This window comes from Xenophilus azovorans DSM 13620, from assembly GCF_000745855.1.
In the GTDB taxonomy this organism is placed as follows: Bacteria; Pseudomonadota; Gammaproteobacteria; order Burkholderiales; family Burkholderiaceae_C; genus Xenophilus; species Xenophilus azovorans.
In genome coordinates this window covers 63,861-78,883 of the sequence record NZ_JQKD01000030.1, presented here as the reverse complement: position 1 = coordinate 78,883, position 15,023 = coordinate 63,861, and the positions used below count along the sequence as shown (strand labels likewise).

Sequence of the window (15,023 nt, the reverse complement as noted above, 5' to 3'; positions counted from 1 at the left end):
GCAATCGCTCGGCCAGCCACTCACCATGCGGCGCCAGGGCGCCGCTTCGCCCGCCCACTTCCATCGGCCGCCAACCACCGCGGCGCAGGTACTCGCGCACCGTGTTGCGGCTGCACCCCAACTCCCGGCTGATGCGCTTGGCGCCCCAGCCTAGCGCCTGCAGCGCCAGCATCTTGTGCACCTCCTGCGGCGCCAGCATCGTCTCGCCCCTTCGGCCCGTTTCGACCGACAGAGCTTGCTCGATCTCCTCTTCCATCCATGACCTCCTTCGCTGTGAAAGGGGGTCAGTTCTCAATGGCGCCAGGGGGGCAGTTTTTCATGGCGCCTGACAGAAAGTTTCGCTACGCTTCCAAGAGAAAGCTGAGTCCGCTGCCCAGCGTTGCCCATGCGGGAGGTGAATACAAGGGCAAGGGATACACGAATTCCCTGGAGGCGCTGCGGGAAAACAGGAACAGGTACGACTACTTCGAGATCGACTTTTCCTTCACCGAGGACAACCATATCGTCTGCTCCCACGGCTGGACCCGGCATGAGCGGGACCTTGCGTTGGGCGACCACCAGGAAGGCGCGCCGACCCTGGCGGTTTTCCTCCAGAACAGGAAGAAGCACCGGTGGACGGCATGCACGCTGGATGAAGTCGTGAAGTGGCTTCGCCTGAATGACAGGAAGCGCGTGGTCACGGATATCAAGGAGAAGAACATAGAGGCCCTGAAGACCATCAAGGCCAAATATCCGGATGACTATCGAAAGTTCATCCCCCAGATCTATTCGATTGCGCAATACGAGGAAGTGAACAAGCTCGACTACGAGCGCGTCATCCTGACTCTCTACGCAACCAACATATCGGATTTCGATCTGGTCGAATGGATTCCCGGCAAGAACATCTATGCCGTCACCATGTGGCATCACAGGATTCCCTATCTGGCAGGCAGGTTGAACGACCTGGGATATCCGATCTACGCCCATACGGTGAACAGCCCCGACGTCGACCAGTTCCTTCGCTCGAACTACGGCGTCCAGGGGATCTATACCGATTCGCTCGCCAGCGCGGACAGGCGCTAGGCAGGACTCAGCCCAAGCCGGCGAGCAGGTCCGGCAGCGCCCATACGGGCACGATCTCCACCTCTTCCCGGAGCGGAAAGCGGCGCGCCACCGGAGCCACCACCACCGTGTGTGCGGGCTTCAGGTCGTTGCGTGCATGCCAGAAGCCCTTGCCCACCGATGGGGTGGAGGAGAACTTGACCTCGATGCCGAGGGAGCGCCGTCCGGCCTGCACGACGATGTCCATCTCCGCCCCCGCGGCCGTGCGATAGAAGCCCATCTGCGCACCTTCGGGCAGGTGGGCGGCCACCTGCTCGACCACGAAGCCCTCCCACGACGCCCCCACGATCGGGTGCCCCTGCAGGTCCGACAGGCCGGCGATGTTCAGCAGCGCGTGCAGCAGCCCGCTGTCGCGGATGTAGACCTTGGGCGACTTGACGAGCCGCTTGCCCACGTTGGGCAGGCAGGGTTCGAGCCGGCGCACCAGCATCGTGTCGACGAGCAGGTCGAGGTAGCGCGCGGCGGTGTGGTGCGATGCACCCCCGAGGGACAGCGCCAGCTGCGACGCGTTGAACATCTGGCCCTGCAGATGGGCCAGCATGCGCCAGAAGCGGTGCAGTGCGTCGGCGGCCACGGCCACGCCCATCTGCGGAAGGTCGCGCTGCAGAAAGCTCTGGATGAAGTCCTGGCGCCACGCGTAGGCGAGCCGGTCGCCGGGCGCCAGGTGCGCCAGCGGGAAGCCCCCGCGCAGCCAGAGCGCCTGCAACGCGGCCAGGTCGGCCGGCACTTCGCTGGCCAGCAGGGGCGTCAGTTCCAGGTAGCCCACGCGGCCGGCCAGCGACTCGGCGCGCTGGCGCAGCAGGGCGCCGCTGGCCGAACCCAGCAGCAGGAACCGGCCGGCCCGCCGGTCGGCGTCGATCTCCGGCCGCAGGTGCGTGAACAGGTCGGGCAGCATCTGCACCTCGTCCAGTACCACCAGCTTGTCTCGGTGCTGGGCGAGGAAGAGTTCGGGCTCGGCCAACTGCGCGCGGTCGGACGGCCGCTCCAGGTCGAGCACCAGCGCCTGCGGGCGCCGGTCCGCGAGGGCGCGGGCCAGCGTCGTCTTGCCCACCTGGCGCGGCCCCAGGAGCACGACGCCGGGGTAGAAGTCCAGTCGTTCGAGCAGCAGGGTGCTCAGCTCGCGGTCGATCATCCTTGCATTTTGGCTGCCGTACTGCCAATATTCAAGGAAATCAACGCCGCCCCATGAACCTGCTCGCCTCCCTGCGTTACCTCGCCGCGCTCAGCGAGCACCGGCACTTCGGCCGCGCGGCCGCGGCCTGCCATATCACGCAGCCGGCGCTGTCGAACGCGCTGAGGGCGCTGGAGGCGGACTTCGGCGTGGTCATCGTGCGCCGGGGCCGCGCCTTCGCGGGCCTGACACCGGAGGGCGAGACCGTGCTGGCCAGCGCGCGCCGCATGCTGCACGAGCACGAACTGCTGCAGCAGGCGCTGAAAAGCGAGGCGGGCAGGCCGCGCGGGCACCTGCGCATGGCCGCCGTGCCCACCGCCATCCCGCTGCTCACGCGCTTCGCCGCGCGGCTGCAGGCACGACACCCGGGCATCGTGCCCACGGTGCTCTCGATGAGTTCGGTGGAACTGGAAACGGGCCTGGACACGCTGGCGCTCGACCTCGCGCTGGGCTACATCGAGCGCAAGGGCCGGCCGGCGGCGGGCGGCGCCACCCGCCGCAACGCCTGGCCGCAGACCGTGGAGCACTACTTCCTGCTGCGCCGGCGCGAGGAAGCCCCGCCGGCTTCCAGGCGCACCGCCAGGGCTGCCGCCCCGGCGAAGGCGGGGGCGGGGAAGAAGTCCGCCGACCCCCAGGACCTGCACATCGGCGCGTCCATCGGCTGGGCCGAGGCCGCGCGCCTGCCCCTGTGCCTGCTCACCCCGGAGATGCACAACCGGGCGATCATCGACCGCGCCTTCGCCGATGCCGGGGCCGAGGTCGCGCCCGCCATCGAGACCAACTCCGTCCTCGCCCTGGCGCTCAGCGTGCTGAACGGCAGGGTCTGCGCTGTGCTGCCCGGCGCCATGGTCGACACGGTGCGCGGGCAGGGCGAGCTGGAGGCGCTGCCGCTGGTGGCGCCCGAGGTGCGCACGCCCATCGGCTTCATGGCGCCTGCGGCCGTCAAGCCCTCGCGGGCGCTGGAGGCGGCGCTGGCGATGCTGCAGGAGCCGGCATGGAAGGCGGAGGTCGGCGGCCACAGCGGGGCCCTGCACAAGAAGCGTTGACCCGTGGTGATTTCCGGATTGAATCTCTTCATACACCGATCCAATTTGCCCCCGGCGCCCCGCCTGCCTAGACTTTGACATTCCCGCTTCGCGGGCGCCGCGCCCTGCGCGGCTTCGTTGTCCAGGTCCCAGGCACATGACACACCCAGACCTTCCCCCGGCCCGCAAGGAGACATTGCTGGCCACGCCCGACGAACTGCGCGACCGCCTGCGGCAACTGGGCAAATCCTCCCTGCCCGCCGATGACCCGCGCCGCGCGGCGGTGCAGGAGATCGTGGCGGCACATGCCGGGCAGCCGGGGGCGCTGCTGCCCATCCTGCACGGCGTGCAGGACGCGCTGGGCTTCATTCCGCCCGTGCTGGTGGGCGACATCGCCGAGGCGCTGAACCTCTCGCGCGCCGAGGTGCACGGGGTCGTGAGCTTCTACCACCACTTCCGCAGCAGCCCGGCCGGGCGCCACGTGCTGGAGGTGTGCCGCGCCGAGTCCTGCCGGTCGATGGGTTCCGAGGCGCTGTGGGCGCATGCCTGCGACAGCCTGGGCCTGCCTGCCGAGGGCGGCACCACGCCCGACGGCGCGGTCACGCTGCAGCCGGTCTACTGCCTCGGGTTGTGCGCGCAGTCGCCCAGCATCGCGCTGGACGGGCAGCCGCGCGCGCGCATGAGCGCGGCGCGGCTCGATGCGCTGGTGGCGCGCAGCGTGGTGGACGAGGTGGCGGCATGAGCGGTGCGCCCGTCAGGGTCTACGTGCCCCGCGACAGCGCCGCACTGGCGGTGGGCGCCGACGAGGTGGCCGACGCGCTCGCGCGGCGCTGCGCCGAGCGCGGCCAGGCCGTCGAGATCGTGCGCAACGGCTCGCGCGGCCTGCTGTGGCTGGAGCCGCTGGTGGAGGTGGCCACGCCCGCCGGCCGCGTGGCCTACGGCCCCGTGGCGCCGGAAGACGTGCCGGCCCTGCTCGATGCCGGCCTGCTGGCGGGCGGTGCGCACCCGCTGCGCCACGGCCCGACCGACGAGATGCCCTGGCTGAAGTCGCAGGAGCGCCTGACCTTCGCGCGCGTGGGCATCACCGATCCGCTCTCGCTGGCCGACTACGAGGCGCACGGCGGCTGGGCCGGCCTGCGGCGCGCGCTGGGCATGCCGGGCGAGGCCGTCGTGGCCGAGGTGCTCGACTCCGGCCTGCGCGGCCGCGGCGGTGCGGCGTTCCCGGCGGGCATCAAGTGGAAGACGGTGGCCGCCGCGCCGGCGGCGCAGAAGTACGTGGTCTGCAACGCCGACGAGGGCGATTCGGGCACCTTTTCCGACCGCATGGTGATGGAGGGCGACCCCTTCATGCTGGTCGAGGGCATGGCCATCGCGGGCCTGGCGGTGGGTGCCACGCGCGGCTACGTCTACGTGCGATCCGAATACCCGCATGCGGTGGCCGTGCTGCGCGAGGCCATCGCGCGCGCCGAGGGTGCGGGCTTCCTCGGCGCCGACGTGCTGGGCAGCGGCCGCGCCTTCCGCATGGAGGTGCGCAAGGCCGCCGGCGCCTACGTGTGCGGCGAAGAGACGGCCATGCTCGAAAGCATCGAGGGCAAACGCGGCCTGGTGCGCGCCAAGCCGCCGCTGCCGGCCATCCAGGGCCTGTTCGGCCAGCCCACGGTGATCCAGAACGTGATCAGCCTGGCGACGGTGCCCATCATCCTGGCCCGGGGCGCGGCCTTCTACAAGGACTTCGGCATGGGCCGCTCGCGCGGCACCCTGCCCGTCCAGCTGGCCGGCAACGTGAAGCAGGGCGGGCTGGTCGAGAAGGCCTTCGGCATCACGCTGCGCCAGCTGATGTTCGACTACGGCGGCGGCACGGCCTCGGGCCGGCCGCTCAAGGCCGTGCAGGTGGGCGGCCCGCTGGGCGCCTACGTGCCCGAATCGCAGTGGGACCTGCCGCTGGACTACGAGGCCTTCGCCGCCGTCGGCGCGGTGGTGGGCCACGGCGGCATCGTGATGCACGACGACACGGCCGACCTGGCCGGGCTCGCGCGCTACGCGATGGCGTTCTGCGCCATCGAGTCCTGCGGCAAGTGCACGCCCTGCCGCATCGGCTCCACGCGCGGCGTGGAGGTGATCGACCGCATCGCCGCGAGCACCGGCGAGGCGCGCGAGCAGCAGGTGGAACTGCTGCGCGACCTGTGCGACACCATGCTGCACGGCTCGCTGTGCGCCATGGGCGGCATGACGCCGTACCCGGTGCTCTCCGCACTGGACCACTATCCCGAAGACTTCGGCCTGCAGCCCGCGGCCGCCGGCGCCTGAAAAACTGGAGGCCCACGATGACCTCATCCGCCCAAGAGATGGACTACGGAACCCCCGCGCGCGCCACGGCCCGCGAAGTGACGCTGGAGATCGACGGCCGCAGCGTGACCGTGGCCGCCGGCGAATCGGTGATGCGTGCCGCCATCGAGGCCGGCGTGCAAGTGCCCAAGCTCTGCGCCACCGACAGCCTGGAGCCCTTCGGCTCCTGCCGCCTGTGCCTGGTGGAGATCGAGGGGCGCAAGGGCTACCCGGCCTCGTGCACCACGCCGGTCGAGCCCGGCATGAAGGTGCGCACCCATTCGCCCAGGCTGCACCAGCTGCGCAAGGGCGTGATGGAGCTGTACATCTCCGACCACCCGCTCGACTGCCTGACCTGCGGCGCCAACGGCAACTGCGAGCTGCAGGACATGGCCGGCGCCACCGGCCTGCGCAACGTGCGCTACGGCTTCGACGGGGCGAACCACCTGCAGGACGCCAAGGACGAGTCCAACCCCTACTTCACCTACGACCCGAGCAAGTGCATCGTCTGCAGCCGCTGCGTGCGCGCCTGCGAGGAGACGCAGGGCACCTTCGCGCTGACCATCGACGGCCGCGGCTTCGACTCGCGCGTGGCGGCGGGGCAGAACGAGGACTTCATGGACAGCGAGTGCGTCAGCTGCGGCGCCTGCGTGCAGGCCTGCCCCACCGCCACGCTGCAGGAGAAGTCGCTGATCGAGCTGGGCCAGCCCTCGCACAGCGTCGTCACCACCTGCGCCTACTGCGGCGTGGGCTGCGGCTTCAAGGCCGAGATGAAGGGCAGCGAGGTGGTGCGCATGGTGCCGTGGAAGGACGGCAAGGCCAACGACGGCCACTCCTGCGTCAAGGGCCGCTTCGCCTGGGGCTACGCCACGCACCCGGACCGCATCACCAGGCCCATGATCCGCGCGAAGATCACCGACCCGTGGCGCGAGGTGAGCTGGGAAGAGGCGATCGGCCACGCGGCCTCTGAGTTCCGCCGCATCCAGGCCAAGTACGGGCGCGACGCCGTGGGCGGCATCACCTCCTCGCGCTGCACCAACGAGGAGACCTACCTCGTGCAGAAGCTCATCCGCGCGGCCTTCGGCAACAACAACGTCGACACCTGCGCGCGCGTGTGCCATTCGCCCACCGGCTACGGCCTGGGGCAGACGCTGGGCACCTCGGCCGGCACGCAGACCTTCAAGTCGGTGGAGGAGTCCGACGTCATCATGGTGATCGGCGCCAACCCCGGCGCCGCGCACCCGGTCTTCGCCTCGCGCATGAAGAAGCGGCTGCGCGAGGGCGCGAAGCTGATCGTGATCGACCCGCGCCAGATCGACCTGGTGAAGTCGCCGCACATCCGCGCCGACTTCCACCTGCAGCTGCGCCCGGGCACCAACGTGGCCGTGATCACCGCCATGGCGCACGTGGTGGTGACCGAGGGCCTGCTGGCCGACGCCTACATCGCCGAACGCTGCGAGGATGCCTCCTTCCAGGCCTGGAAGGCCTTCGTCGCGCGGCCCGAGAACTCGCCCGAGGCGACCGAGCGCGTGAGCGGCGTGCCCGCCGAGCTGCTGCGCGGCGCCGCGCGCCTGTACGCCACCGGCAGCGCCGACGGGCGGCGCGGCGAGCGGCCCGTCAACGCCGCCATCTACTACGGCCTGGGCGTGACCGAGCATGCGCAGGGCTCGACCATGGTCATGGGCATCGCCAACCTGGCGATGGCCACGGGCAACGTCGGGCGCGAGGGCGTGGGCGTGAACCCGCTGCGCGGCCAGAACAACGTGCAGGGCAGCTGCGACATGGGCTCCTTCCCGCACGAGCTGCCGGGCTACCGCCACATCGGCGACGCCGCCGTGCGCGGCCGGTTCGAGGCCGCCTGGGGCGTGGCGCTGCAGGCCGAGCCGGGCCTGCGCATTCCCAACATGTTCGAGGCCGCGCTGGACGGCAGCTTCATGGGCCTGTACTGCGAGGGCGAGGACATCGTGCAGTCCGACCCCGACACGCAGCACGTGGCGGCGGCGCTCTCGGCCATGGAGTGCATCGTGGTGCAGGACATCTTCCTGAACGAGACGGCCAAGTACGCGCACGTCTTCCTGCCCGGCTCCTCCTTCCTCGAGAAGGACGGCACCTTCACCAACGCCGAGCGCCGCATCTCGCGCGTGCGGCAGGTGATGGCGCCGCTGGGCGGGTATGCCGACTGGGAGGTGACGCAGCTGCTGTCCAACGCGCTGGGCTACCCCATGAACTACCGCCACCCGGGTGAGATCATGGATGAGATCGCTGCGCTCACGCCCACCTTCGCCGGCGTGAGCTACGAGAAGATCGACCGCCTGGGCAGCGTGCAGTGGCCCTGCAACGAGGGCACCGACGAGGGCGGCACCGCGACCATGCACATCGGCGGCTTCGTGCGCGGCAAGGGCCGCTTCTTCGTCACGCAGTACGTGGAGAGCGACGAGAAGGTCACGCCGCGCTACCCGCTGCTGCTGACCACCGGGCGCATCCTCTCGCAGTACAACGTGGGTGCCCAGACGCGGCGCACGCCCAACAACCGGTGGCACAACGAGGACCGGCTGGAGATCCACCCCGTCGACGCCGAGGACCGCGGCATCGTCCACGACCAGTGGGTGGCCGTGCGCAGCCGCGCCGGCGAGACCGTGCTGCGCGCCACGATCACCGAACGCATCCAGCCGGGCGTGGTCTACACCACCTTCCACTTCCCCGAGTCGGGCGCCAACGTCATCACCACCGACAGCTCCGACTGGGCCACCAACTGCCCCGAGTACAAGGTGACGGCCGTGCAGGTGATGCCGGTGAGCCAGCCCTCGCGCTGGCAGCAGGAGTTCCAGCGCTTCCACGCCGAGCAGCTCGGCCTGCTGAACGCCGCCCGCGCGCCGCAGGAAGCGGCGGCGGTCATGGGCAAGTGACGACGATGGATGCCGGCAACCTGGTCCGCATGGCCAACCGCATCGGCGACTTCTTCGAGTCGCAGCCCGACCGCGCCGCGGCGCTGGCCGACATCGCCGACCACCTGCGCAAGTTCTGGGAGCCGCGCATGCGGCGCGAATTCCTGGCGCTGCTGGACGGCGGCGCGGCCGGCGAGCTCAAGCCGATCGTGCGCGAGGCGGTGCTGGCGCATCGCGCCGAGCTGATGCCGGACTGAAGGCGGTCCGGTCCGGCCGGCGCCTCGGCCCTCAGTCGTCGACGCCGATCATCACGCTGGAGGCCTTGATCACGCCATAGGCCTTCGCGCCCTCCTTGAGGCCCAGCGCCTGGGCCGAGTTGCTGGTGATGGTGGAGGTGATCTGCACGCCCGGCGCGATCTCCAGCGTGACTTCGGTGGAGACCGGGCCGCGGACGATGGAGACGACGGTGCCGGGCAGGACGTTGCGTGCGCTGATCTTCATGGGGGTCTCCTGGGGCGAGGGGAGGGAAGAGGGTGCAGTGTGCCCCCCGCGCGCGCCGCGCGTCCATTCGGGGTGTAATGAAGCCTGCCTGCCATCGACCGCATGAACGCCTCCGCCTCCACCCCTGCCGTCTCCGAAGCCGACGCCCTGCCCGCGCTCGCGCATCTGCCGGTGCAGGTCGCCACCGTCGAGGGCGCGGCCGTGCGGCAGCAGGCGCGCCAGGACGTGCTGGCGGCCGAGGTGCCGGTGTCGCTGGTCTTCAACGGCATCGCGCACGCCGTGATGATGGCGACGCCGCGCGACCTGGAGGACTTCGCGCTGGGCTTTGCGCTCAGCGAAGGCATCCTCGACGACGCGGCGCAGTGCTACGGCATCGAGGTGCGCTCGCTCGCCGCGGCCGAGGCCGGCCTGCCGCCCGGCGTGGATGCGGTCGAGGTGCAGCTGGAGGTGGCCACGCGCGCCTTCGAGCGGCTGAAGGACCGGCGCCGCAGCCTGGCGGGCCGCACCGGCTGCGGGGTGTGCGGCGTCGAGAGCTTCGCCGGGCTGGACCTGGACCTGCCGCGGCGCCCGGCGCCGGCGTGGATCGGCCGCGTGGACCTGCCCACGGTGCTGCACGCCTTCGCCCAGCTCGCGCCGCGCCAGGCGCTCAACGCCGAGGCCGGCGCCATCCACGCGGCCGCCTGGGCGAGCGCCGACGGTGCGCTCGCCGAGGTGCTGGAGGACGTGGGCCGCCACAACGCGCTGGACAAGCTCATCGGCCGCCTGGCGCGCGCCGGGCGCCTGGGCGAGCCCGGCTTCGTGCTGATGACCAGCCGCGGCAGCCACGAACTGGTGCGCAAGTGCGCCCGCGTCGGCATCGCGGCGATGGCGACCATCTCGGCGCCCACGGCCATGGGCGTGCGCATGGCCGAGCTGTGCGGCCTGACGCTGTGGGGGCTGTGCCGCGCGCCGCGCGGCGTGCTGTACGCGGCGCCCGCGTCCCCGGGCTCCTAGCCGCCGCGGGCGGCGTGCCGTCCGAGCGCGCTTGTCGGACGTGTCTCGCAGACACCGTGCCCTGCCGGGGCTACCGTGGGCGATACCGGTGCGCGGCGGCCCCCCGCCGGCGCCGGCCATCCCCACGAGAAAAGGAAGCTCCCATGAGTTCGAATGCGTCTTCGTCCAAGCCCGGCAAGCTGGTGCTCGACCAGGCGAGGCTGGATGCCGCCAAGCAGAGCCTCGACCAGGGCGCCGTCACGCCCGACCTGGGCCCCTGGCGGAAGGACATCGTCCAGTTGCTCAACGACGCGCTGGCCACCGAGCTGGTCTGCGTGCTGCGCTACAAGCGCCACCACTTCACGGCCACCGGGCTCGAGTCCCCGGCGATCGCGGAGGAGTTCCTGGTGCACGCCACCGAGGAGCAGGCCCATGCCGACAAGATCGCGCAGCGCATCGTCCAGCTGGGCGGCGAGCCCGACCTGAACCCCGACAGCCTCACCCGCCGCAGCCACGCCGACTACGACGAGGCGCTGGACCTGCACGCGATGATCCGCGCCAACCTGGTGGCCGAACGCGTCGCCATCGAGGCCTACACGCAGATGATCGAGCTGATCGGCGGCAAGGACCCCACCACCCGGCGGCTGATCGAGCAGATCCTCGAACAGGAGCAGGAGCACGCCGACGAGCTGTCGGACTGGATGACCAAGGCGAAGTAGGGCGCCTGCCGCGGCCGCGATGACCCGCGGCACCCAGGGGCGACCCGCCCTTGGGCTATCGTCGCTCCCCATGAACGCCGCCATCCGCCTGGGCTGGCGCACCCTTCGCCGCGACCTGCGCGCCGGCGAGTTGCGCCTGTTGATCGTCGCCGTGCTGCTGGCCGTGGCCGCCCTCACGGCCGTGGGCTTCTTCGCCGACCGGCTCCAGGGCGGCCTGCAGCGCGACGCGCGCCAGCTGCTCGGCGGCGACGCGGTGCTGGTGACGGACAACCCGACGCCGCCCGCCTTCGCGCAGCGCGCCGCGGCGCTGGGGCTGGACGGCGCGATGACCTACACCTTCCCGACCATGGCGCGCGCGCCCGACGCGCAGGGCGGCGCCAGCCGGTTGGTGGCCTTCAAGGCGGTGGCGCCGGGCTACCCGCTGCGCGGCAGCCTGCAGGTGGCGGCCACGGCCGACGGCGCGGGCGAGGCCACGCGCGAGGTGCCCGCGCCCGGCCAGGTGTGGGTCGACGCCGGGCTGCTCGCCGCGCTGGACCTCCGGGTGGGCGACACGCTGCTGCTGGGCGACGCGGGCCTGGCGATCTCGCGCGTGATCGTGATCGAGCCCGACCGCGGTGCCGGCTTCATGAGCTTCGCGCCGCGCGTCATGGTCAACCAGGCCGACGTGCCGCGCACCGGCCTCGTGCAGCCGGCCAGCCGCGTCACCTACCGTTTCGCCGTCGCCGGCGGCGCGAGGGCGGTGAAGGCGTTCTCCGACGAGCTGGACGCCGTCATCAAGAAGGGCGAGCTGCGCGGCGCGCGGCTGGAGTCCTTCGAGAGCGGCCGCCCCGAGATGCGCCAGACGCTGGACCGCGCGAGCAAGTTCCTCAACCTCGTCGCGCTGCTGGCGGCGCTGCTGTCGGCCGTCGCGGTCGCGCTGGCGGCGCGCGGCTTCGCGGCCCGCCACCTCGACGACTGCGCCATGCTGCGCGTGCTGGGCGAGAGCCAGCGCGCCATCGCCACCGCCTACATCGTGGAGTTCGCGCTGGTCGGCCTGGCGGCCAGCCTGCTCGGCGTGTTCGTGGGCTGGGGCGTGCACCACCTCTTCGTGCTGCTGCTGGCCGGGCTGGTCGAGACGGCGCTGCCCGCGCCCACGCTGTGGCCCGCCGCCTTCGGCATCGGCGTCGGGCTGACGCTGCTCTTCGCCTTCGGCCTGCCGCCGGTGCTGCAACTGGCCCGGGTGCCGCCGCTGCGCGTGATCCGGCGTGACGTGGGCGGCCTGCGGCCGGCGTCCGCGGCCGTGCTGGGCGTGGGCACGCTGGGCTTCGCGGCCCTGCTGCTGGCGGCCAGCAGTGACGTGAAGCTCGGCGGCATCGCGGTGGGCGGCTTCGCCGGTGCGGTGCTGCTCTTCGCCTTGCTGGCGTGGGTGGCGGTGAAGCTGCTGCGCCGGCTGGTCAACGAGGCCACCGCGCCGCGCTGGCTGGTGCTGGCGACGCGGCAGATCTCGGCGCGGCCGGCCTACGCGGTGGTGCAGGTCAGCAGCCTGGCGGTGGGCCTGCTGGCGCTGGTGCTGCTGGTGCTGCTGCGCACCGACTTGGTGGCGAGCTGGCGGCGCGCCACGCCGCCGGATGCGCCCAACCGCTTCGTCATCAACGTGATGCCCGACCAGGAGGAGGCCTTCCGCACGGCGCTGAACGGCGCTGGCGTGGGCCGCTACGACTGGTATCCGATGTTCCGCGGCCGGCTGGTCGCCATCAACGGCAAGCCCGTCTCGCCCGACGACTACGCCGACGACCGCGCCAAGCGCCTGGTGGACCGGGAGTTCAACCTCAGCAACGCGGCCGACAAGCCGCCGCACAACGAGATCGAGCAGGGCGCCTGGACGAGCGGCGAGGCCGGCAGCGTGAGCGTCGAAGAGGGCCTGATGGAGACGCTGGGCCTGAAGATGGGCGACACGCTGAGCTTCGACATCGGTGGCATCCCCAGCGAGGCGCGCATCACCTCCACTCGCAAGGTGGACTGGGGCTCGATGCACGCCAACTTCTTTGTCATGTACCCGGTGGCCGCGATGCCGCCGGAACTGCCCGTCACCTACATGGGTGCCTTCCGCGCACCGGAAATATGGCCCCCACGCTCCCCCGCTTCGCGTGGTCCGCTGCCCCCCGAGGGGGCGCCTTCCATCTTGGGGCGGCCCGGCGATGGAAGCACCAGCTTCGACAACGCGCTGGTGCGCCAGTTTCCCAACGTCACCAACGTCGACATGAGCGCCACCATCGCCCAGGTGCAGCGCGTGCTCGACCAGGTGATCCGCGCGGTGGAGTTCCTGTTCGGCTTCACGCTGGCCGCCGGGCTGGTGGTGCTGTTCGCCGCCGTCACCGCCACCCGCGAGGAGCGGGCCCGGGAGTTCGCCGTCATGCGCGCCGTCGGCGCCCGCGCCGCGCTGCTGCGCCAGGTGCAGCGGGCCGAGCTGGCCGGCGTGGGGCTGCTGGCCGGGCTGCTGGCGAGCATCGTCGCCTCGGTCATCGGCTGGGGCCTGGCGCGCTGGGTGTTCGAGTTCAGTTGGACGGCCTCGCCCCTGGTGCCGCTGGCCGGCGGCGCGGCCGGCGCGCTGCTGGCGCTGGCGGCCGGATGGTGGGGCCTGCGCGAGGTGCTGCGCCGGCCGGTGGTGGCGACGCTGCGGCAGGCGGCGGAGTGAACGCCGCGCCGGGCGCGAGGCACGGATGAGCGAGGCCGGCGACGCAGCGGCCGCGCGCCTGGCGCAGGCCCTGCGTGCGCACCTGGCGCAGCAGACCGGCGCACCTGTGGACGCCGTGGAGACGCACATCTCCCGCCTGCTGCTGGCGCGCGATGCCGCGTACAAGCTCAAGAAGCCGGTGCGCCTGCCCTTCGCCGACTTCTCCACCCTGGACGCGCGCCGCCGCTTCTGCGAAGAGGAACTGCGCCTGAACCGGCGCCTCGCGCCCGGCCTGTACCTGGACGTGCGGCCCGTGCTCGGCACGCCCGAGGCGCCGCGCATCGGCCGGCCCGGCGAGGCGCCCGGCGAGGCCATCGACTGGGTGCTGCGGATGCAGCGCTTCGCCACCGGCCAGGAGGCGGACGCGCTGCTGCGCCGGGACGCACTCACCGCGCAGGAGCTCGACGTCTTCGCCTCGCGCCTGGCGCGCTTCCATGCCGGGGCGCCGGTGGCTGCTGCGGCGCAGGGCTTCGGCACGCCGCAGCGCGTGGGCGCGGCGATGGCGGACGTGATCGAGCAGCTGGCGCCGCTGCTGGCCGGGGATGCGGACGCGGCGCGGCGGCTGGCGCGCCTGCGCACAGCCTTCGGGCACGCCCGTCCCGCGCTCGAACAGGCGTGGGCCGCGCGCCCGGCCGGCGGCCATGTGCGCGAAGGCCACGGCGACCTGCACCTGGCCAACCTGGTGCGCCTGGCCGACGGGCTGACGGCCTTCGACTGCATCGAGTTCGACCCCGGCCTGCGCTGGATCGACACCATGGCGGACCTGGGCTTCCTGACCATGGACCTGAAGGCCCACGGACGGGCCGGGCTGGCCTGGCGCTTCCTCGACCGCTACCTCGAAGCCGCCGGCGACCACGGCGGCCTGCCGGTGCTGCGCGCCTACGAGGCCTACCGCGCCGGCGTGCGCGAGCTGGCGGCCCGCCTGCGCAAGGCGGGCGGCGCGCCGCTGCCGCCGGCCCGGCCGGCCTACCTGGCCTGCGCCGAAGCCCTGGCCGCGCCGGACGGCTGCCGGCCGCGGCTGCTCGTGACGCACGGCCTGTCGGGCTCGGGCAAGTCCACCGTGGCCGCCGCGCTGCTGGAGGCGGCCGGCGCCGTGCGCCTGCGCTCGGACGTGGAGCGCAAGCGCCTGGCGGGCCTGGCGCCGCTGCAGCGCTCCGCCGACGCCGGCCTGGACATCTACACCGCCGAGGCGACCGCGCGCACCTTCGACCGCCTGCACGCGCTGGCCGACGTGGCGCTGCGGGCCGGCTACGCGGTCATCGTCGATGCCGCCTTCCTGCGCCGCGCCGAACGCGAACGCTTCCGCGCGCTGGCCCGCGAACGGCACGCGCCCTTCGCCATCCTGCATTGCCATGCGGACGAGCGCGCGCTGCGCGAGCGCGTCGCCCGCCGGCAGGCGCTGGGCGCCGACCCCTCCGAAGCCGGCCTGCAGGTGCTGGCCCGCCAGGGCGGCTGGGCCGAGCCGCCCGGCGCCGACGAGCTGCCCGTCACCATCGACGTGCCCACCGATGTACCGTGGGACGCAGCCGCGCTGGCCCGGCGCTGGGCGGCGCTTGACTTGCCTCAAGCCTGAGGCGAACCTGCGCTGGCATGCTGGAGGCATGCATCGCG

The 15,023-nt window shown here is 72.1% G+C and carries 13 protein-coding genes; 10 read left to right on the top strand and 3 right to left on the bottom strand.

The features are described from left to right. Positions 1-199, bottom strand: a 199-nt coding sequence (locus Q392_RS16675; RefSeq protein ID WP_245610737.1) for a helix-turn-helix domain-containing protein, incomplete at its 3' end; no start/stop codon positions are given. 59 nt (positions 200-258) lie between these two features. On the opposite strand from Q392_RS16675, the gene Q392_RS16670 reads away from it, so the two are divergent. After that, complete coding sequence (locus Q392_RS16670) at positions 259-1,062, top strand: PI-PLC domain-containing protein (RefSeq protein WP_038210155.1); 804 nt, start codon at positions 259-261, stop codon at positions 1,060-1,062. Between the two features lie 7 nt (positions 1,063-1,069). Here the strand turns inward: Q392_RS16670 and Q392_RS16665 are convergent, their stop codons facing one another. Beyond that, a complete protein-coding gene (locus Q392_RS16665) occupies positions 1,070-2,233 on the bottom strand; it encodes an ATP-binding protein (RefSeq protein WP_038210152.1) in 1,164 nt (387 codons plus the stop codon). 53 nt (positions 2,234-2,286) lie between these two features. On the opposite strand from Q392_RS16665, the gene Q392_RS16660 reads away from it, so the two are divergent. The 5 genes from Q392_RS16660 to Q392_RS16640 all read left to right on the top strand — a co-directional run bounded on the left by Q392_RS16660 (position 2,287) and on the right by Q392_RS16640 (position 8,764). Beyond that, positions 2,287-3,318, top strand: a complete 1,032-nt coding sequence (locus tag Q392_RS16660) for a LysR family transcriptional regulator (RefSeq protein ID WP_038210151.1) — start codon at positions 2,287-2,289, stop codon at positions 3,316-3,318. 136 nt (positions 3,319-3,454) lie between these two features. Beyond that, positions 3,455-4,039, top strand: a complete 585-nt coding sequence (locus tag Q392_RS16655; RefSeq protein ID WP_084217120.1) for a formate dehydrogenase subunit gamma — start codon at positions 3,455-3,457, stop codon at positions 4,037-4,039. Further along, positions 4,036-5,604, top strand: coding sequence for a formate dehydrogenase beta subunit (locus Q392_RS16650; RefSeq protein ID WP_038210149.1), 1,569 nt, complete (start codon positions 4,036-4,038; stop codon positions 5,602-5,604). Before Q392_RS16655 ends, Q392_RS16650 begins: the two co-directional genes overlap by 4 nt. Before the next feature lie 17 nt (positions 5,605-5,621). After that, positions 5,622-8,528, top strand: coding sequence for a formate dehydrogenase subunit alpha (gene fdhF / locus Q392_RS16645; RefSeq protein ID WP_038210148.1), 2,907 nt, complete (start codon positions 5,622-5,624; stop codon positions 8,526-8,528). A 5-nt stretch (positions 8,529-8,533) separates the two neighbouring features. After that, positions 8,534-8,764: a formate dehydrogenase subunit delta gene (locus Q392_RS16640; RefSeq protein ID WP_038210147.1), complete on the top strand. Its 231-nt coding sequence runs from the start codon at positions 8,534-8,536 to the stop codon at positions 8,762-8,764. A 31-nt stretch (positions 8,765-8,795) separates the two neighbouring features. Here Q392_RS16640 and Q392_RS16635 read toward each other — a convergent pair whose 3' ends face one another. After that, positions 8,796-9,008: a TOBE domain-containing protein gene (locus tag Q392_RS16635; RefSeq protein ID WP_038210146.1), complete on the bottom strand. Its 213-nt coding sequence runs from the start codon at positions 9,006-9,008 to the stop codon at positions 8,796-8,798. A 102-nt stretch (positions 9,009-9,110) separates the two neighbouring features. Here Q392_RS16635 and fdhD point away from each other — a divergent pair, with 102 nt between their 5' ends. The 4 genes from fdhD to Q392_RS16615 all read left to right on the top strand — a co-directional run bounded on the left by fdhD (position 9,111) and on the right by Q392_RS16615 (position 14,985). Beyond that, the gene (fdhD, locus tag Q392_RS16630) at positions 9,111-10,001 is read left to right on the top strand and encodes a formate dehydrogenase accessory sulfurtransferase FdhD (protein ID WP_038210145.1); all 891 of its coding nucleotides are present in this window, start codon (positions 9,111-9,113) and stop codon (positions 9,999-10,001) included. Positions 10,002-10,144: 143 nt separating this feature from the next. Further along, positions 10,145-10,699, top strand: a complete 555-nt coding sequence (locus Q392_RS16625; protein WP_038210143.1) for a ferritin-like domain-containing protein — start codon at positions 10,145-10,147, stop codon at positions 10,697-10,699. A 70-nt stretch (positions 10,700-10,769) separates the two neighbouring features. After that, complete coding sequence (locus Q392_RS16620) at positions 10,770-13,373, top strand: ABC transporter permease (RefSeq protein ID WP_038210141.1); 2,604 nt, start codon at positions 10,770-10,772, stop codon at positions 13,371-13,373. A gap of 25 nt (positions 13,374-13,398) precedes the next feature. Next, positions 13,399-14,985 (top strand): bifunctional aminoglycoside phosphotransferase/ATP-binding protein, encoded by a 1,587-nt coding sequence (locus Q392_RS16615; RefSeq protein ID WP_038210134.1) that lies wholly within the window; start codon positions 13,399-13,401, stop codon positions 14,983-14,985. The last annotated feature ends 38 nt before the right edge of the window (positions 14,986-15,023 follow it).